This is a genomic window from Sinorhizobium sp. BG8 (genome assembly GCF_016864555.1).
GTDB lineage: Bacteria > Pseudomonadota > Alphaproteobacteria > Rhizobiales > Rhizobiaceae > BG8.
Genome location: NZ_CP044011.1, coordinates 544,043 through 562,465 on the forward strand (window position 1 = coordinate 544,043; position 18,423 = coordinate 562,465).

The following is an 18,423-nucleotide window of genomic DNA, read 5'->3' on the forward strand; positions in this document are numbered from 1 at the left end:
CGCCGATCTCTTCAAAAGTTGACGCTGCCGAGCGGGCCGGGCGAAGTGATCTCCCTGAGCCCTGCTGCCAGCCGCCGGATCGCTTCCGGCGTATAGAGGTCGTAGAAGACCTGGTTCTTGCGGCCGATCGCATGCTCGGCGCTGTAGCTGCCGCCGAAGTCCTCGACAGCGACCTTGAACACCCATTCTCGCAAACGTCCCTCGAAGCCGCCGTCGGCGAGCCGGGGATCTTCGGCGGGCACGACTAGATTGAAGTGCACGCCGCCGTCGCCGATATGGCCGAAGTCGCAAATCGAGATATCCGGGAATTGCTTCGGCATCTCCGCCTTCATACGGGCGAGGAAGCGCATGATATCACCCCGCCGGAATGATAGATCGAATGCGATCAATCGTCCGCTATGCTTCACGCCCTCGGACAAGGCATGGCGCAAAGCCCACATTTCCTGCGGTGGGCCCACGAAGGCATCTGCCAGCAACGTATCAGCCCTTTCGAACACCGCGCCAAGGACCTCCTCCAGCACCGCATCAAGCGGCTGCTCGCCCTCACGCGACGGCGAGGAGCGCGAGATTTCCGCGAGGATGACGAACTCCGGAACGACGCCGCTCTGGAAGGGATTGCGCAACGAGGGGACGTGGGAGAGCGCGGCCGTGATGGCGTTGCCCGACATGCCCTCAAAGGCGGAGAGATAGCTGCCGAGCGCCTGCTCCATTGCGACGAGGAGGTCAGAGACCCGCTCGGGCGCCGAAGGCACCAGGTAGGCAGTTGCCACCTGGCGCGGCACCGGCTCGAGGTTCAGCTCGCATTCGGTGATGACGCCGAAAGCGCCGCTTGTGCCGATGAAGAGCTGTTTCCAGTCGACACCCGTATTGTTTTTGCGAAGGCCCGAGCCGAGCTTGAGCACGGTGCCCGCCTCGTCGGCCAGGACCACCGTCAGTCCCAATGTGTTGCGGCGCACGTCGCCATAACGCAGGAACCTTGAGCCTCCGGTGTTAGTTGCAAGCATGCCGCCGAGACGCGGGTCGGCTCCGAGATCGATCGGGAAGAACAGGCCTTCCTCTTCGAGACGCCGATTGACCTCCGAGAGCCTGAGGCCTGCGCCCGCCGCCAGCGTGCGGTTGACCGGATCCAGCTCGAAGGGTGCCACCAGTCGGTCGAGGCTGAGCACACCCTGCGTCCCGCTTCCATCCGGCGTAGAACCGGAGACGAGGCCGGTGTTGCCGGACTGCGGGACGAGCGCGATGCCGTTTTTCACGCAATAGGCAACAACGGCGGAAACCTCCGAGGTCGAAGCCGGGCGTGCGACGAAGGCAGCACGACCACTGTCGTATCGGGCGCCGGTCTCGTAGCCAGCCATGTCGGCGGGCGCTGTGAGGAGGCCCTTGACGCCCAGCAGCGAACGCAGCGCTTCAATATGCGTTTCGTCGATCATCTCCTGCCTGTCATTCCGCAGCGACGGCCATGCCCGCCGCGCCCAGGCATTCTTCAATAGAAGCCTTTTCGATGCCCGCATAGTGGGCGAATTCGTCGAGCACGCCAGCGCCGAGATCGCGCTCGAACATCACCTGGTTCGGGCTTGCGACAAACTCTTGCGCCGCGTCGTCGCCGAGGTTGGACTGGAAGATCCCGGCGGCCGAAACGGGCAGGAAGTCCTCATAGACGATCGGGTCGAACTGGACGTGGCCGGACTCAACCAACGCCTCGATGCCGGTGTCGCCGGTGATACCGGTCGCCCGACCCAGCTCGGTGAGGGAGTAGTTGAAATAGCCGAGGCCCTGCTTGCGGATCTCGTGCCAGTCGTCCGGAAAGGCTTCGAAGACCTTTGCCAGCGCCGCCTCGTATTCTGCGGCGTTTGAGCCGTCGGCGGCGGGGCGCGCAATCGCGCGGGTATCGCTGAGAAGCCTGTCGTAGAGCGCGCGGCCCTTCGGGGTGAGCGCAATGCCGCGCTGTTCGATCTCGCCGAAGCGGGCGGTGTGCGAGCCAGCCTTCCATTCCCCGCTGTCCCCGATGAAGGAGACGGGCTCTTCAAGCGCCTTGAACGACGTCTGGCGCAGGAGGATTGCGCATTTGCGGGTCGGAGGTCCCTCGACGACTGCCTTGGGAGCGATGCCTTCTTCCGGCATCAGCGCCTGCACCTTGTCAATGTCGAGGGTGCGTGGCGTGAGGTGGTTGATGTGCGGGCCCTTGAAGGAAACGACGTCGGCAATCAGCCGATGTGCATCGTGCAGCCGCTTGTACATGTCCGCACTGACGATCGCGCGATCATGCCAGCGGAAGGTCTCGAGTACTTCGCGGACGAAGACCGCCGCGTCCGCGGCGTTCAGCCCACCGTCCTGCTCGGCTTTTTCGACCAGCTCAACGGCACGGTCGGTGAAGATCCTGCGCAAAGCGAGCACTTGAGCGGCCTCTTCGCGCAGCGTCGCGTCGGCGATCAGGTCGAGGCGAAGCAGCGAGGTAAAGACGCGGAAGGGGTTCCGCTTCAGCGCCGCATCACCGACCGGGCGGAACGCGGTCGAGTGCACCGGCACACCGGCAGTCGACAAATCGTAGTAGCCGACCGGATACATGCCCATGACCGCGAAGACGCGGCGCATCATCGAAAGCTCCTCCGGGGTACCGAGGCGGATGGCACCGTGGCGCTCCTCGGAGATCCGGTCGAGCGAATCGGTCTCTTCCAGACGCCTCCGAAGATGCGAATCGGCTGCAAGCGTCTCCGCATTCACTTGAGCGACCAGCGACATGAGCGTGCCGTAAGCCGGCACTTCCTCGCGGTACATGGCGGACATGGCAGCGGAGAAATCCGAACGGATCTCGTCGGCGGAAACGTACGATTTTTCTTTCATGGCGGTCAGTCTCGTCCTAGAAGGGGTGGGAGGTCCCCGTTCATTCTCAAAACGGATCATAACGGATCAGACCCGCGAGTGATCGCGCATGTTTTGACTAGGTTGATGCGAGAGTCGAATGAAGTTGAGCCGCAGGCTGATTCCGGACGTGACCACGCTTCAGGCCTTCGAATGCGCCGCGCGGCACGGCAGCTTTACCCAGGCCGCGCATGAGCTGAACCTCACGCAAAGTGCCGTCAGCCGCCAGATAAAGGATCTCGAGGAGCAGCTTGGCGTTCTGCTCTTCGAACGCGTCCGGCAACGCGTCATCCTGTCGGAAGACGGGCGCAGGTTCCTGCCAGAGGTGCGGCGTCTCCTCCATCAGACAGAGGAAACCATGCTGCGCGCCATGTCCTCGGCGCGCTCCGAACACAGCCTCAGCATAGCGACTCTTCCCACGTTCGGCAGCCGATGGCTCACGCCCCGGCTTCCGGCGTTTCTGGCGCAGTATCCGGGAACGATCCTCAACATCGCATCTCGATCGGCGCCGTTCGACTTCGAGGAGCAGAACTTCGACCTGGCGATACACTACGGCCAGCCGGTCTGGGCGCGCGCCGCCTGCTCCTATCTCTGCAGCGAGGTCATCCTGCCCGCCGCAAGTCCCGAGCTGTTGCGCGAATGGCAGCTTGGAGAACCAAGGGACCTGGAGGCCGCGCCGCTCCTTCACCTCGCGACACGTCCGAAGCTCTGGGCGCAATGGTTCGAGCTCAATGGCGGCACCACCGACACGGCCTATCGCGGGCATCGCTTCGACCAGTTTTCGATGGTTATCGAGGCGGCCGTGGCCGGCCTCGGCTTCGCGCTGCTCCCGCGCTACCTGATCGAGCAGGAACTCGCCTCGGGAAGGCTCGCCGTGATCTTCGACCGGCCGATGCAGACGGAGAACAGCTACTATCTTGTGGTTCCGGAAGGGAAGCTGGAAAATTCGCTGAGCCAGGCCTTTCGAAGCTGGATAACAACGCAGGTGAGCTGAGCATCCTGCTCATTCCATCCCGGCATGACCCGGTGACGAAAAAACGCTTTCGTGCTTGCCATGCATGGCAGAATGTGGCGCCATCGCAACCCTCCCTGCTGAAGAAGACACGACAGATGCTGAACGACCCCCGCTCCCACGGCCTGTGGGAAATGACAGCCCCGCCCGCCCCGAAAACCTCGACTCTGTCAGGCACGAGGGAGGCCGATGTTGTTATCGTCGGTGGTGGCTTTACCGGGTTCTCCGCGGCACTGCATCTGGTGGAGCGGGGTGCCAAGGTTGTCGTCCTCGAAGGCAAGGAAATCGGCTTCGGCGGCTCCGGCCGCAATGTCGGGCTCGTCAATGCCGGCATGTGGGTCATGCCTGACGATCTGCCCGGCGTGCTCGGGGAGGTCTATGGTGACCGTCTGCTCGAGGCACTCGGCAATGCGCCAAGGGTCGTCTTCGACCTTGTCGAGAAGCACGGCATGGATTGCGAGGCGATGCCGGTCGGAACCCTTCATTGTGCCGTTGGCCGTGCTGGACTGGAGGAACTGGGAGCTCGCGCCGAGCAATGGGCGCGCCGCGGTGCGCCGGTGACACTGCTCGATGCCGCAGAGACCGCTCGCAAGGTCGGCACCAACGCCTATACAGGCTCTCTTCTAGACATGCGTGCCGGCACGATCCAGCCGCTCGGCTACGTGCGCGGATTGGCGACCGCCGCAATCGCCGCGGGCGCCGAGGCCTACACCTCAAGCCCGGTGATCGGCGCAGAGCGCGCAGGAAGCCGCTGGACCGTGAAAACTGATCGGGGAGCGGTCACCGCGAACTGGGTCATCGTTGCGACGAACGCCTACACCGTATCCCCGTGGGCGGAAGTTCGTTCCGAGATCGTTCATCTGCCCTATTTCAACTTCGCGACCGCTCCGCTCTCGCCGGAGCTGCAGGCGAAGATCCTGCCCGGGAGGCAGGGCGCATGGGACACGGAGGAAGTTCTGTCCTCCTACCGCTTCGATAAGCGCGGCCGCCTCGTGTTCGGAAGCGTGGGCGCATTGCGCGGCACTGGAATTTCCGTGCACAAGGCATGGGCGCGACGCGCGTTGAAGAGACTGTTTCCCGAGATCGGCGACGTGACCTTCGAGGCGGAGTGGTACGGCAAGATCGGCATGACTGCCGACAATCTCCCCCGCTTCCACAGGCTTGCGCCGAACGTCATCGGGTTCAGCGGCTACAACGGGCGAGGAATTGCGCCGGGGACTGTATTCGGCAAGACGCTCGCCCGACATATCTGCGGCGAGATTTCCGAGGCCGAGTTGCCCCTCCCGGTGACCGATCCCGTGGCACAAAGTTTCCGCCCGGTCCGTGAAGCTTATTACGAGCTTGGCGCCCAGATCGCGCATTTCGCCAGGGACCGTTTTTGATCCCTGGCGAATGGCCTGCTACCGCACGGGGATGCGTGGCAGCATCACCGTGAGAATGCCGAGAAGCGGCATGTAGGAGCAAAGGCGGTAGACGAACTCGATGCCTTGGCTGTCGGCGAAGCCGCCGAGCGCTGCCGCCCCCAGGCCGCCGGCTCCGAAAGCGAAGCCGAAGAAGACACCGGCAATCAGACCGACCCGCCCCGGTACGAGTTCCTGCGCGAAAACCACAATGGCTGAGAAAGCCGACGAGAAGATCAGCCCGATCAGGACACTGAGCACGCCCGTCCAGAACAGGTTCGCGTAGGGAAGCAGGAGCGCGAAGGGAATGACGCCGAGGATCGAGAACCAGATCACGAAGCGGGCTCCGAAGCGGTCTCCGATCGGCCCACCAAGGAAGACCCCTACGGCCGATGCGCCGAGGAAGAGGAACAGCATGAGCTGCGCTTCCTGCACGGTCAAACCGAACTTGTCGATCGTGTAGAAAGTGAAATAGCTGGAAATGCTCGCCATGTAGACGTTCTTCGTCGTGGTCAGCAGAACGAGAACGGCAAGCGCCCACGCGACGCGACCGCCCGGCAGCGGGAGATCACGGCTTGGCGCTGGGTGGCCGGCGGTGCGAAGGCGCTCGCCCGCATACCAGCGTCCGACCCATGTCAGGATGATCATGCCGAGCAGCGCGACAGCCGAAAACCAGGCGACGCTGGACTGGCCGAACGGCAACACGATGAAGGCTGCCAGCAAGGGGCCGATCGCAGTACCGGCATTGCCACCCACCTGAAACAGCGACTGTGCAAGCCCGTGGCGGCCACCGGAGGCGATGCGGGCAACACGGGATGACTCGGGATGAAACACGGCCGACCCCAGCCCGATCAGACACGCACCGGCCACGAGAACGGGAAAGCTGTGCGCATAGGCGAGCAGGAAAAGCCCGACGAATGTGCTCGCCATGCCGGCAGGAAGGGAGAACGGCATCGGCCAGCGATCCGTCACAAGGCCCACGACCGGCTGGAGCAGCGAGGCAGTGACCTGGAACGCCATCGTGAGAAGGCCGATCTGGACGAAGTCCAGAGCGTAGTTCGCCTTGAGCAGCGGGTACAGCGACGTCAGCAGCGACTGCATGATGTCGTTCAACATGTGGCAGATGCTGACCGCGAAGATGATTGCAATGGTGGTTCGACCGCTACGGGCCGAGGCGACAGAGACTGTCGTCGACATACTGAGGTCCTTGTGTGTTTCGTCCGAAATTCTTCTGGTTTGGCGCTTCAATACAGGGATTGTTGCGTGCCTGCATTTGTGCTTAGGTCCATTTTCTTCGAGAGTGGGCCAAAAAATGGAAAAGCTGTCGCCGAAACTTCTATCGATGCTCGACGCCAACCATCTGCGAAATCTGTCGTGGATGGAGCAGTCGAACGCGGATGTTCTGGTCCACAGCTCCGATGTGCCGCAGGGCTATGTCGTCCCGGTCCACAGCCATCGCCGCACGCAGTTCCTGTGCGTTTTCTCGGGCGTGGTGCTCGTCCACTCGGACCGCCGCAGGTGGATGATTCCGCCCGGTCACGCGCTGCTGATCCCGCGCGGGCTCGAACATTCGGTCGAAATGTGCAGCGACGTCACCATGCGCTCGCTCTACATCTATTCACCAGAGGGTCGGGCATCCGCGCCAACGCCGATGGTGCTGGAGGTGACGGACCTAGCGACGCAACTTCTCGCCGAGGCGGCGCGGGCGAGCCGGGATGAGATCCAGGATCGCCGAAACGAGCTGATCATGACATTGCTCGTCGAAGAGCTGGGCAGGCTGGAGGAGCGCCCGCTCGGGCTGCCGTTCCCGGCAAACGCCAGGCTGGCCACGCTCTGTCGTGATTACCTCGATCGACCTGTGCCGGGAGCAAAGATTGACGATTGGGCCGCACGATTGAACATGAGTCGCCGCTCTTTCACCCGCTTCTTCAGGGAGGAAACCGGCGTGAGTTTCGCGACTTGGCGCCAGCAGGCCTGCATCTTCGCCTGTCTTCCCCGACTGGCGGATGGCGACGCCGTTACGAACGTAGCGCTCGATGCCGGTTATGAGAATGCGTCCGCTTTTACCACCATGTTCAAGCGCATGTTGGGGACGCCTCCCCGCGTCTATCTCCGGGCACGCCAGGCGCCTGCGGCGCCGCCACAGCTCTAGCACCGCTTTTCGTCTCAAAAAGACCGCTCGAGGGCGCAATTCGGGGGCTGTTCTGCAACGCGCTTTGGGATTAGGTAGGACAAGCGGGACCCAAGTCGGGACGCGAAGCCGGAAGCGATGTTCGCACGGGAGCAGGGCGGTGAGAAAACTACTGGTCGTCGGGATAGGCGCGGGCAATCCCGAACACGTGACGATCCAGGCGATCAATGCGCTGAACCGCGCCGATGTTCTCCTGATTCCCGTGAAGGGAGAGGAGAAGGCGTTTCTCGCGGATCTGCGGCGCGACATCTGCGAGCGCTACGTTTCAAACCCGTCATCCCGGATCGTCGAATATGCGGTCCCCCGCAGGCGCTCCGATGGTAGCTATGAAGGCGGCGTGCACGACTGGCACCATGCCATCGCCGCAATCTATGAAAACCTGCTGCTGACCGAGGTCGCCGAAAACCAGATCGTGGCGCTGCTCGTCTGGGGCGATCCGAGCCTCTACGACAGCACGCTCCGCATTGTCGAGCATGTGAGGGCGCGCGGGTCGGTGGAGTTCGGCATCGAAGTCATACCGGGTATCACCAGCATCCAGGCACTCTGCGCCAGCCACGCAATTCCCCTCAACCGCATCGGGCTGCCCGTCGAGATTACGACAGGGCGCAGGCTCGCGCAGGAATGGCCGCCCGGCGTCGACGATATCATCGTGATGCTGGACGGTGTCGAAGCCTACCGTACGGTCGAAAGCGACGACGCTGAAATCTATTGGGGCGCCTATGTCGGCACGCCCCTGGAAATCACTCTCTCCGGCAAGATCGGCGAGGTGCGCGAACAGATCGTCGAGACCCGGCGCAGGGCTCGGGAGGCGAACGGCTGGATCATGGACACCTATCTGATCCGCCGCAATTCATCGCCGGAAGAGGGGAGCGGAGAACAATGACCGCGACGATTCTTTCGGTCGACAGCGGCAGGCCTTCTCGCGCAACCGATGCGCTGCGGCGCGGCGCATGCCCTTCCCTTTCCGCTCCGATGCAAACCGGCGACGGCCTGCTTGTCCGTTTTCGTCCGTTCGCGGACGGTCTCCCACCCGCCTCGTTCGCCGAAATTGCCCGTCTGGCGGCACTGCATGGCAACGGGCTGATCGAAGTGACGATGCGGGGCAGCCTCCAGATCCGGGGCCTGAGCGCAGAATCGGTAAGCCGCCTTGCAAGCGCTTTCATCGAGGCCGGGATCCGTTGGCAGAACGGCATCGCTGTCGAGGTCCCTCCCCTGGCCGGCGGTGACCCATCCGAAATTGCCGACCCGCGCCCGATCGCGACGGCAATCCGCAAAATCGCCGCCGATCGCAATCCACCGCTGGCGCTTGCGCCGAAGCTCGCAATCGTCGTCGATGGCGGCGGCAGGCTGCATCTCGGCGAAAGCGTCGCTGATCTTCGTCTTGATGCGATCGGCATGCGGGGATCCGCTCTCTGGCGCCTGGCAATCGGCGGCGACCGTCAATCCGCCAGACCTGTGGCAGAGTTCCTGCCCGAAGCCGTGCCGCAAGCCGTCATGGCAGTGCTCGAAAAACTGGCCAGTGCAGGCACTGGAACGAGAGGTCGCGATCTCGAAATCGGCGGACTCATTTCTGAAGCGCGTGGCCAATGCGACCCGGAAGCAGAATTCGCGAATGAGCCTCATCCAGGCTTCGTCGGGGCACACACAATTGGCGGGGCTCCGATCCTCGGCATCGGCCTTCGCTACGGGCAGGTTCAATCGCCGACGCTGTCGAACCTCATGAAGGTTCTCGCGGAAATCGGGGCGAGCGAAGTGCTGCCTTCACCGGGACGGGCTCTTCTCATTCGGGGGCTTGAGCGGTCGACGGTACCTATCGCTCAGGCCGCGGCACGTTCCGCAGGGTTTTCGGTCGACGGGCACGAGCCCGGAAACTTCATTGCCGTGTGTGCAGGCAGTTTGGGCTGCGCCTCGGGCCATTTCGATACCCGCGCGGTGGCAGACGCACTTGTCGAGAAGACCCCCGCTCTGTTCGACGGTTCCATATCCGTGCACGTGTCGGGCTGTACCAAGGGGTGCGCCCGCCCGGCACCGGCAGCGCTTGCGCTTTCGGGCACCGCCGCCGGAATTGGCCTCGTCTTGCACGGCAAGGCTGGCGACCGTCCCGTCGCGCGCACCTCTTCGCAGAAGATTTCCGAGGCTCTCGCGACGATTGAGGCCCTTCTGGAGAGGCAACGCTCGCAAGGGATATCTGCGCGCGGCGCCCTAGACAAGATCGGAGAGGCCGTCCTCGCGGCGGCATTTCAGCAAGGAAGGCAATGACTGACTACGACTATATCAAGGATGGCAATGCCATCTACGAACGATCATTCGCGATCATACGCGCCGAAGCCGACCTTTCCCGGTTTTCCGAGGACGAAGCCGATGTCGCCGTGCGCATGATTCATGCAAGCGGGCTGGTGGAAGCGGCCGAGCACTTCGTCTTCTCGGCGGATCTGGTATCGTCAGCGAGGCACGCCCTTCGCCGTGGCAGCGCCATATTCTGCGACGCCGAGATGGTCGCACGCGGCGTCACGGCCGCCCGCCTGCCGGCCGGAAACGACGTGATCTGCACGTTGCGCGATCCGCGCACGCCTGAACTCGCACGCGAAATCGGCAACACGCGGTCGGCGGCAGCCATCAGGCTTTGGCTCGAACGCATAGAGGGATCGGTGGTCGCCATCGGCAACGCCCCGACGGCACTCTTTTATCTCCTCGAGCTCCTGCGCGACGGTGCGCCGAAGCCGGCGGCGATACTCGGCATGCCGGTGGGCTTCGTGGGCGCGGCGGAATCCAAGGAAGCGCTCGCGGAAAACTCCTATGGCGTACCCTATGCCATCGTGCGTGGGCGCATGGGCGGTAGCGCGATGACGGCGGCAGCGCTGAATTCGCTCGCGAGGGCTGGCCTATGACCACTCACGAAAAAGGGCGCCTCTACGGCGTCGGCACCGGCCCCGGCGATCCGGAACTCCTGACGATCAAGGCGGTGCGGGCAATCGGCGAAGCGGAAGTCGTCGCCTTCTTTGCAAAGGCCGGGCGCTCCGGCAATGGCCGGGCGATTGTCGAAGGATTGCTGAAACCGGGTACGGTGGAACTACCTCTCTACTATCCCGTGACGACCGAGATCGACAAGGATCACGACGACTACAAGGCACAGATCGCCGCCTTCTACGATTCGTCCGCCGAGGCGGTTGCCGCGCACCTTGAGGCCGGACGGACAGTTGCCGTCCTGTCGGAAGGCGATCCGATGTTCTACGGCTCGTACATGCATCTCCATGTCCGCCTCGCCGATCGGTTCCCGACCGAGATCATCCCCGGCGTCACTGCCATGTCGGGTTGCTGGTCGCTGTCGGGCATGCCGATCGTGCAGGGAGACGACGTACTCTCCGTGTTGCCCGGCACGATGCTCGAAGGCGAGCTCTGCCGCCGCCTCGGCGATACCCAGGCGGCCGTGATCATGAAGGTGGGGCGGAACCTGCCGAAAATCCGCAGGGCGCTCTCTTCGTCCGGCCGGCTGCAGGAAGCAATCTACGTCGAGAGGGGCACGATGCCCGGAAGTCGCGCCATCCGGCTGGCCGAGAAGCTGGACGACGCCGCGCCCTACTTCTCTATCGTTCTTGTGCCCGGCTGGAGTGCCCGCCCATGACCGGCAGGCTTTACGTGATCGGTACCGGGCCCGGAAGCCCGGACCAGATGACGCCGGAGGCCACCAAGGCCGTGGAGCAGGCGACTGAGTTCTTCGGATATTTTCCCTATCTCGATCGCCTTGCACTGCGTCCGGATCAGGTGAAGGTCGCCTCGGACAATCGCGAGGAACTTGACCGAGCCCGTGCGGCCCTGACCCGTGCAGCCGCAGGCGTCGACGTCTGTGTTGTCTCCGGTGGGGATCCGGGTGTGTTTGCCATGGCGGCGGCGGTCTGCGAAGCGGTTGACTCCGGCCCTCCCGAATGGCGGAAAATCGACATCGTCGTCGTTCCCGGCGTCACCGCAATGCTCGCGGTCGCCGCGCGCATCGGCGCGCCGTTGGGGCATGACTTCTGCGCCATCTCATTGTCGGACAACCTCAAGCCCTGGCCGGTGATCGAGAACCGACTGCGCGCGGTCTCCGAGGCAGGCTTTGTCATTGCGCTCTACAACCCGATCAGCAAGGCACGCCCTTGGCAATTGGGGAAGGCGTTCGAAATTCTACGCCAGACACTTCCCGGCGACACACCCGTCGTGTTCGGCCGCGCCGCCGGACGGCAGGATGAGCGTATGCTCGTGGTACCGCTTGCGAGCGCGGAGGCTGACAAGGCCGACATGGCGACCTGTGTTATCATCGGATCGGCCGAGACGCGGATCATCAGCCGCCAGGGCCTGTCCGATCTCGTCTACACGCCGCGCTTCTTGTCCGGGGAGATCAGATGATCAACGAGGCGAACCGCATCGCCCACGTTTTCGGCCGTGATCCCGTCGCTCGGCTGCGCCCTCTCGATCATGATGACGGTGAGGCGGAGGGCGCGCGCTGCCGCGATCTTGGCATACGTCGCCTCGCCGCCGCTGTTCTTAGACACGATGGCGTCGATACGATGATTCCGCAGGAGGCGGATCTCACCCTCGATTTCGAAGGGACCGCGCGCCAGGCTGTATTCGGCCGAAGGCACGTCGAGCGGTGGCTCCACAGGATCGACGCTGCGAACCAGGTAGTGATGCTGTGGAGCGGCCTCGAAAGCCGCCACCTCTTGTCGGCCTATCGCCAGAAAAATACGGCGGGGTTCGTGGCCGAGCGCGGTGGCTGCCTCGTCGACCGAGGAAACGCGGACCCATTGGTCGCCCGCGACCGGATCCCATCCCGCGCGCTCGAGCCGCAGCAGCGGCACACCGCTTTCCGCGCTTGCCTGTCGCGCATTCACAGAGATCCTCCTCGCAAAGGGATGGGTAGCATCCACGAGAAGATCAACGGCATTGCTCCTGAGATAGGCAACCAATCCGCCAACTCCGCCGAAACCGCCGATTCGCACCGGGGTGGGTTGCGGCGCCGGATCTGCGGTTCGTCCGGCGAGCGAAAGTACCACGTCGATATCCTCTCGCGTGGCCAGGCGCGCAGCAAGGTCACGGGCCTCCGTCGTTCCCCCCAGAATAAGGATTTGCTTCTTGTTCACGCCTGAGAAACCCGATGCTGCCGTTGATAGCGCCGCGCCATGGCTCTCCGTCGTCGGCATCGGCGAGGATGGTGTAGCCGGTCTTGGTGATGCGGCCAAGGCGGCAATTGCGCAGGCGGAGATCGTCTTTGGCGGCGCGCGGCATCTGGAGCTCGCAGCGTCACTGATCGCAGGGCAGACACATGCCTGGCTGAGCCCGTTCGAACGTTCGATGGATGCGGTCTGTGCCGCACGGGGACGGCCAGTCGTGGTCCTCGCCTCGGGAGATCCCTTCTTCTACGGCGTCGGGGTGACGCTCTCGCGGAGGGTTTCCCGCGCGGAGATGTCGACCTTCCCGGCCCCCTCCTCCTTCAGCCTTGCTGCCGCGCGCATGGGCTGGGCGCTGCAAGATACGGTCTGCGTATCCCTCCACGGGCGCCCCCTTGATCTTGTCCGGCCTCACCTTCATCCGGAAACCCGCATCCTGGCGCTGACATCCGACGGCGACGGGCCGGGGAACTCGCGGCATTGCTGGTAGAAACCGGCTTCGGTAATTCAAGGCTTACAGTTCTCGAGGCGCTCGGGGGCGCCGCGGAACGCGTGAGCGCGCACCACGCCGCGGGCTTCGAACTGGAGGACTGCAACATGCTGAACGTCTGCGCGATCGAGGTCGAGGCAGATGGAGCAGCACGTGTGCTTCCCCTGACCGCCGGGCTCGACGACGCATTGTTCGAGCATGACGGTCAGATCACCAAGCGCGAGATCAGGGCGCTCACGCTCTCGGCCCTTGCACCCCGCCGTGGTGAAGTGCTCTGGGACATCGGAGCCGGATCCGGCTCTGTTGGCATCGAGTGGATGCTGGCAGACCCGTCGCTGCGCGCAATTGCCATCGAGGCAAACGCGCAGCGCGCCGAACGCATCCGCCGCAACGCCTCGCAGCTTGGCGTGCCGGGCCTCAGCGTGGTTGAAGGCACGGCACCGGCGGCGCTTGCCGGACTGCCGGTACCGGATGCGATCTTCATCGGCGGCGGTGGCAGCGAGGACGGGGTTCTCGACGCAGCAATGGATGCCCTAAAGCCTGGGGGCCGTCTCGTCGCAAATGCCGTCACAACCGAGATGGAATCCCTGCTCCTCTCAAGCCACGCAACGCTTGGCGGCTCGCTTGTCCGCATCGACATTGCCCGAGCATCGCCAGTCGGCCGGATGACCGGATGGAGGCCTGCCATGCCGGTCACGCAGTGGTCGTGGGTCAAACCGGCCAGGAAATTCGAGGAAACCGCATGACAGTTCATTTCATTGGTGCCGGCCCGGGCGCTGCAGACCTCATCACCGTGCGCGGCCGGGACCTGATCGCCAGCTGCCCCGTGTGTCTCTATGCGGGTTCGATCGTCTCGCCGGAACTGCTGCAATACTGCCCGCCGGGCGCGCGCATCGTAGATACCGCCCCGATGTCGCTGGACGAGATCGAGGCTGAATTTCTTCGCGCCGAGACCGCCGGTGAAGACATCGCACGGCTGCACTCCGGCGACCTTTCCGTCTGGAGTGCGGTCGCAGAGCAGATCCGTCGCCTCGATAAAAGCGGTATCGCATACACGATGACGCCGGGCGTGCCCTCTTTTGCGGCCGCTGCCTCGGCACTCGGGCGCGAACTCACCATTCCGGCAGTGGGCCAGAGCCTCGTGCTGACCCGCGTTTCCGGACGGGCATCGCCGATGCCGAATCGGGAAACGCTGCAAGCCTTCGGGACCACGGGCACGACGCTGGCGATCCATCTCGCCATCCATGCCCTCGACAGGGTCGTGGAGGAGTTGACGCCGCTCTACGGTCCGGATTGCCCTGTCGCAATCGTCGTCAAGGCCTCATGGCCCGATGAACGGGTGCTGCGCGGCACCCTCGCCGACATTGCCGGCAAGGTCGAGGCAGATCCCATTGAGAGGACCGCGTTGATCTTCGTCGGTCCGACGCTTGCCGCACAGGACTTCCGCGAAAGCTCGCTGTATGACCCCGCCTACCAGCGCCGGTTCCGCGGGCGCGGCGAGTAGCTACTCCGCCGCAAGCGATGCCGGAGCTGGCACGTAGTTCAGCACCGGCCCCAGCCAGCGCTCAACCTCACCCACCGCCATATCCTTGCGGGCCGCGTAGTCCTCGACCTGGTCTCGCTCCACCTTGGCGACACCGAAGTAGTAGCTCTCCGGCTGGGCGATGTAGAGCCCGGAGACGGAGGACCCCGGCCACATGGCGAAACTTTCGGTCAGGCTGACGCCGATCGCGTTCTCCGCGTCGAGCAGACGGAAGAGGGTCGTCTTCTCCGTGTGGTCCGGCTGCGCGGGATAGCCCGGGGCCGGACGGATACCGGCGTAGGGCTCGCCGATCAGCTGCTCGGGCGTGAAACTCTCGTCCGGAGCATATCCCCACAGTTCCTTGCGGACGTACTCGTGAAGGCGTTCTGCGAACGCTTCGGCGAAACGGTCCGCGAGAGCTTTCACCATGATGGAGGAGTAGTCGTCATTGGCCCGCTCGAAGCGTTCGGCAATGGCGATCTCCCCGATACCCGCGGTAACGACGAAGCCGCCGACATAGTCTGGCCTGCCGGTGTCCAGCGGCGCCATGAAGTCGGAGAGCGCGACATTCGGACGGCCGTCGCGCTTCGAAAGCTGCTGGCGAAGCGTGAACAATGAAGCAAGCTCCGTCTGCCTCGTCTCATCGTCGAACAGGCGAATGTCGTCGCCGACGGCGTTGGCGGGCCAGAAGCCCACGACGGCCTTTGGTGTGAACCATTTTTCATCGATGATCTTGGCCAGCATCGCCTGTGCGTCAGCAAAGAGCTGGCGTGCCGCGGGTCCCTGTTTCTCATCGTCGAGAATTTTCGGATAAACGCCCTTCAGCTCCCAGGTCTGGAAGAATGGCGTCCAGTCGATGTAGCGGGCGAGTTCCGCCAGATCCCAATCCTGCCAGATCCGGGTGCCGAGGAAGGACGGCTTCTTGGGAGTATAACCTTCCCAATCCGGCCGGAATGCGTTTTCCCGTGCTCTTTCCAGCGGCAGGCGCAACTTTTCCGCCTCGTTCCGGGCATGCGTCTCCGCCACCTTGCGGTACTCCGCCCGGAGGGTCTCGACATAGCCTGGACGCATGTCGTCGGAAAGCAGGCTGGAGACGACACCGACCGCACGGCTGGCATCGGTCACATAGACCGTCTGCCCTATCTGATAGCGGGGGTGAATCTTGACCGCCGTGTGAACACGGCTCGTCGTTGCTCCCCCGATCAGGAGCGGAATGCCGAGGCCTTCCCGTTCCATCTCGGAAGCGACATGCACCATCTCGTCCAGCGAAGGCGTGATGAGCCCCGACAGACCGATGATGTCGACATTCTCGTCCCTGGCCACCTGCAGGATCTTCGAAGCAGGCACCATCACGCCGAGATCGATGATCTCGTAGTTGTTGCAGGCGAGCACGACGCCGACGATGTTCTTGCCGATATCGTGCACGTCGCCCTTGACGGTTGCCATCAGGATCTTGCCCGCGCTGCGACGCTCTCCGTCGCCACCGTTCGCGAGCTTCTCGGCTTCCATGTAGGGAAGAAGCACGGCAACCGCCTGCTTCATAACGCGCGCCGATTTAACAACCTGCGGCAGGAACATCTTTCCAGAGCCGAACAGGTCGCCGACCACGTTCATCCCGGCCATCAGCGGCCCCTCGATGACGTGCAGCGGACGCTCGGCCTGTTGACGGGCTTCCTCGGTATCCGCCTCGACGAATTCGGTTATGCCGTTGACGAGCGCATGCTCGAGCCGCTTTGCGACGGTCCATTCACGCCACTGGAGATCCCGTTCCCTTGCTTCCTTGCCAGCCGTTCCCTTGAAACGTTCTGCAAGCTGCAGCATGCGTTCCGTCGCGTCGGATCGCCGGTTCAGCACCACGTCCTCGCAGGCCTCGCGCAGTTCGGGCTCGATCGACTCATAGACCGCGAGCTGGCCGGCATTGACGATGCCCATGTCCATTCCGGCCTGGATGGCATGATAGAGAAATACCGCATGCATGGCCTCGCGCACGGGCTCGTTGCCGCGAAACGAGAACGACAGGTTGGAGACGCCGCCCGAGACATGCACATGGGCAAGCGTAGAGACGATCTCACGCGTCGCCTCGATGAAATCCACGCCGTAGTTGTTGTGCTCTTCGATACCGGTCGCCACCGCAAAGATGTTGGGGTCGAAGATGATGTCTTCCGGGCGAAGCCCCGCGACCTCGGTCAGGAGCTTGTAGGCGCGCGTGCAGATTTCGACCTTGCGCGCCCGCGTATCCGCCTGGCCCTGCTCATCAAACGCCATGACCACCACGGCCGCGCCATAGGCACGGACAAGCCGCGCATGCTTCAGGAATACCTCTTCCCCTTCCTTGAGCGAAATCGAGTTCACGATCGGCTTGCCCTGCACGCATTTCAGGCCGGCCTCGATGACTTCCCACTTCGACGAATCGATCATGACCGGCACTTTCGCGATGTCCGGTTCTGCGGCGATAAGGTTGAGGTATTCCGTCATCGCCCTGGTGGAATCGATCAGCCCCTCGTCCATGTTGATGTCGATGACCTGGGCACCGTTCGCCACCTGGTCGCGCGCGACGTCAAGCGCGGCAGCGTAGTCACCGGCGGTGATAAGCTTGCGGAACTTCGCCGAACCCGTGACATTCGTCCGCTCGCCGACATTCACGAACGGAATGTCCTTCGTCAGGGTGAAGGGCTGCAGCCCGGAGAGCCGCATGAAGCGCGGGATTTCCGGTATCGGGCGCGGCGCATGGCGCTTGGCCACTTCGGCAATCGCGCGAATGTGCGCTGGCGTGGAGCCGCAGCATCCGCCAACGATGTTGACGAGGCCCTCGCGCATGAACTCCTCAACCTGCGCGGCCATCTCCTCGGGTGTCTGATCATACTTGCCGAAGGCGTTCGGAAGACCGGCATTGGGATAGGCGCAGACATAGGCGTCGGCGACGGACGAGATCTCCGCAATGTGATCGCGCATCGCATTGGCGCCAAGGGCACAGTTAAGCCCGATCGAGATCGGCGAAGCATGGCGGACGGAATTCCAGAAGGCTTCCGGTGTCTGCCCAGACAGTGTCCTGCCAGAAAGGTCGGTGATCGTGCCGGAAATCATGACCGGCAGCGTAATGTCCTTCTCCTCGAAGATCTCAGCGCAGGCGAAGATCGCCGCCTTGGCGTTCAGCGTGTCGAAGATCGTCTCGATCAGAATGATGTCCGCGCCACCATCGATGAGGCCGCGCAGCTGCTCGCCATAGGCGATTCTGAGATCGTCGAAGGAGACCGCGCGGTAGCCGGGATTGTTGACATCAGGAGAAATGGACGCGGTGCGGTTTGTCGGCCCCAGGGCGCCGGCGACGAACCTGCGCCGGCCATCCTTCTGCTCGGCCCTCAGCCCTGCGCGCCGCGCAAGCCGCGCGCCATCGCGGTTGAGCTCATAGACCATCTCTTCCATGCCGTAATCGGCCTGCGCGATGGTGGTGGAGGAGAACGTATTGGTTTCCAGGATATCCGCGCCTGCAAGAGCATAGCGGTAGTGGATATCCTCGATTGCCGCTGGCTGCGTCAGCGTCAGAAGATCGTTGTTGCCCTGCTGGTGGCAGGCGCAATCGCCGAAGCGCGTCCCTCGAAAATCCTGCTCGACCAGGCCGAGCGTCTGGATCTCCGTTCCCATGGCCCCATCGAGGATCAGGATGCGCTCGTTTGCCAGCGCCGACAGGGCGGCTGCGATCTCCAATCCGCTGCGGCGAGGCAACAAGGGTCCGAACAGGTTTTCGGAGTCGGTGGTCATGGCGAAGCCTCCTGATACAACTGCGTCGCAGATCACATAAAGATAT

Annotated in this window: 14 protein-coding genes and 1 pseudogene; 10 read left to right on the top strand and 5 right to left on the bottom strand. The window is 63.5% G+C overall.

What is annotated here, in order from left to right; genetic code table 11:
* Positions 1-11 precede the first annotated feature (11 nt).
* A complete protein-coding gene (locus F3Y30_RS02505) occupies positions 12-1,430 on the bottom strand; it encodes an FAD-binding oxidoreductase (RefSeq protein WP_203425004.1) in 1,419 nt (472 codons plus the stop codon).
* Positions 1,431-1,440: 10 nt separating this feature from the next.
* Positions 1,441-2,841 carry a VOC family protein gene (locus F3Y30_RS02510; protein WP_203425005.1) on the bottom strand — a complete coding sequence of 467 codons (1,401 nt, stop codon included), beginning with the start codon at positions 2,839-2,841 and terminating at the stop codon, positions 1,441-1,443.
* 118 nt (positions 2,842-2,959) lie between these two features.
* On the opposite strand from F3Y30_RS02510, the gene F3Y30_RS02515 reads away from it, so the two are divergent.
* Complete coding sequence (locus F3Y30_RS02515; RefSeq protein ID WP_203425006.1) at positions 2,960-3,853, top strand: LysR family transcriptional regulator; 894 nt, start codon at positions 2,960-2,962, stop codon at positions 3,851-3,853.
* Positions 3,854-3,969: 116 nt separating this feature from the next.
* Positions 3,970-5,253: an FAD-binding oxidoreductase gene (locus F3Y30_RS02520; protein WP_203425007.1), complete on the top strand. Its 1,284-nt coding sequence runs from the start codon at positions 3,970-3,972 to the stop codon at positions 5,251-5,253.
* Positions 5,254-5,271: 18 nt separating this feature from the next.
* Here the strand turns inward: F3Y30_RS02520 and F3Y30_RS02525 are convergent, their stop codons facing one another.
* Entirely contained in the window at positions 5,272-6,468 is a 1,197-nt protein-coding gene (locus F3Y30_RS02525) for an MFS transporter (RefSeq protein WP_203425008.1), read from the bottom strand.
* A 115-nt stretch (positions 6,469-6,583) separates the two neighbouring features.
* Here F3Y30_RS02525 and F3Y30_RS02530 point away from each other — a divergent pair, with 115 nt between their 5' ends.
* From F3Y30_RS02530 to F3Y30_RS02555, 6 genes are all read left to right on the top strand, one after another.
* Positions 6,584-7,423, top strand: a complete 840-nt coding sequence (locus F3Y30_RS02530) for a helix-turn-helix transcriptional regulator (protein ID WP_203425009.1) — start codon at positions 6,584-6,586, stop codon at positions 7,421-7,423.
* Between the two features lie 139 nt (positions 7,424-7,562).
* Positions 7,563-8,345, top strand: coding sequence for a precorrin-6A synthase (deacetylating) (gene cobF, locus F3Y30_RS02535; RefSeq protein ID WP_203425010.1), 783 nt, complete (start codon positions 7,563-7,565; stop codon positions 8,343-8,345).
* Positions 8,342-9,721, top strand: a complete 1,380-nt coding sequence (cobG, locus tag F3Y30_RS02540) for a precorrin-3B synthase (RefSeq protein WP_203425011.1) — start codon at positions 8,342-8,344, stop codon at positions 9,719-9,721. The genes cobF and cobG overlap by 4 nt, the downstream gene beginning before the upstream one ends.
* Positions 9,718-10,350, top strand: coding sequence for a precorrin-8X methylmutase (locus F3Y30_RS02545; RefSeq protein ID WP_203425012.1), 633 nt, complete (start codon positions 9,718-9,720; stop codon positions 10,348-10,350). Before cobG ends, F3Y30_RS02545 begins: the two co-directional genes overlap by 4 nt.
* Complete coding sequence (locus F3Y30_RS02550) at positions 10,347-11,084, top strand: precorrin-2 C(20)-methyltransferase (RefSeq protein ID WP_203425013.1); 738 nt, start codon at positions 10,347-10,349, stop codon at positions 11,082-11,084. The genes F3Y30_RS02545 and F3Y30_RS02550 overlap by 4 nt, the downstream gene beginning before the upstream one ends.
* Positions 11,081-11,845: a precorrin-3B C(17)-methyltransferase gene (locus F3Y30_RS02555; protein ID WP_203425014.1), complete on the top strand. Its 765-nt coding sequence runs from the start codon at positions 11,081-11,083 to the stop codon at positions 11,843-11,845. Before F3Y30_RS02550 ends, F3Y30_RS02555 begins: the two co-directional genes overlap by 4 nt.
* On the opposite strand, the gene F3Y30_RS02560 is transcribed toward F3Y30_RS02555, so the two are convergent.
* Entirely contained in the window at positions 11,809-12,579 is a 771-nt protein-coding gene (locus F3Y30_RS02560; protein WP_203425015.1) for a cobalt-precorrin-6A reductase, read from the bottom strand. The two genes, F3Y30_RS02555 and F3Y30_RS02560, sit on opposite strands and share 37 nt — an antisense overlap.
* Here F3Y30_RS02560 and cbiE point away from each other — a divergent pair.
* Positions 12,572-13,842: pseudogene (gene cbiE / locus F3Y30_RS02565) on the top strand (precorrin-6y C5,15-methyltransferase (decarboxylating) subunit CbiE). The gene F3Y30_RS02560 and the pseudogene cbiE overlap by 8 nt on opposite strands.
* Positions 13,839-14,600 (top strand): precorrin-4 C(11)-methyltransferase, encoded by a 762-nt coding sequence (gene cobM, locus F3Y30_RS02570; RefSeq protein WP_203425016.1) that lies wholly within the window; start codon positions 13,839-13,841, stop codon positions 14,598-14,600. The pseudogene cbiE and the gene cobM overlap by 4 nt, the downstream one beginning before the upstream one ends.
* Here cobM and metH read toward each other — a convergent pair whose 3' ends face one another.
* Positions 14,601-18,377, bottom strand: a complete 3,777-nt coding sequence (gene metH / locus F3Y30_RS02575) for a methionine synthase (RefSeq protein ID WP_203425017.1) — start codon at positions 18,375-18,377, stop codon at positions 14,601-14,603.
* Between the last annotated feature and the right edge of the window lie 46 nt (positions 18,378-18,423).

Coding starts and splice junctions, on each gene's coding strand:
- F3Y30_RS02505 (WP_203425004.1), bottom strand. CDS start 1,430: ATGATCGACGAAACGCATATTGAAGCGCTGCGTTCGCTGCTGGGCGTC.
- F3Y30_RS02510 (WP_203425005.1), bottom strand. CDS start 2,841: ATGAAAGAAAAATCGTACGTTTCCGCCGACGAGATCCGTTCGGATTTC.
- F3Y30_RS02515 (WP_203425006.1), top strand. CDS start 2,960: ATGAAGTTGAGCCGCAGGCTGATTCCGGACGTGACCACGCTTCAGGCC.
- F3Y30_RS02520 (WP_203425007.1), top strand. CDS start 3,970: ATGCTGAACGACCCCCGCTCCCACGGCCTGTGGGAAATGACAGCCCCG.
- F3Y30_RS02525 (WP_203425008.1), bottom strand. CDS start 6,468: ATGTCGACGACAGTCTCTGTCGCCTCGGCCCGTAGCGGTCGAACCACC.
- F3Y30_RS02530 (WP_203425009.1), top strand. CDS start 6,584: ATGGAAAAGCTGTCGCCGAAACTTCTATCGATGCTCGACGCCAACCAT.
- cobG (WP_203425011.1), top strand. CDS start 8,342: ATGACCGCGACGATTCTTTCGGTCGACAGCGGCAGGCCTTCTCGCGCA.
- F3Y30_RS02545 (WP_203425012.1), top strand. CDS start 9,718: ATGACTGACTACGACTATATCAAGGATGGCAATGCCATCTACGAACGA.
- F3Y30_RS02550 (WP_203425013.1), top strand. CDS start 10,347: ATGACCACTCACGAAAAAGGGCGCCTCTACGGCGTCGGCACCGGCCCC.
- F3Y30_RS02555 (WP_203425014.1), top strand. CDS start 11,081: ATGACCGGCAGGCTTTACGTGATCGGTACCGGGCCCGGAAGCCCGGAC.
- cobM (WP_203425016.1), top strand. CDS start 13,839: ATGACAGTTCATTTCATTGGTGCCGGCCCGGGCGCTGCAGACCTCATC.
- metH (WP_203425017.1), bottom strand. CDS start 18,377: ATGACCACCGACTCCGAAAACCTGTTCGGACCCTTGTTGCCTCGCCGC.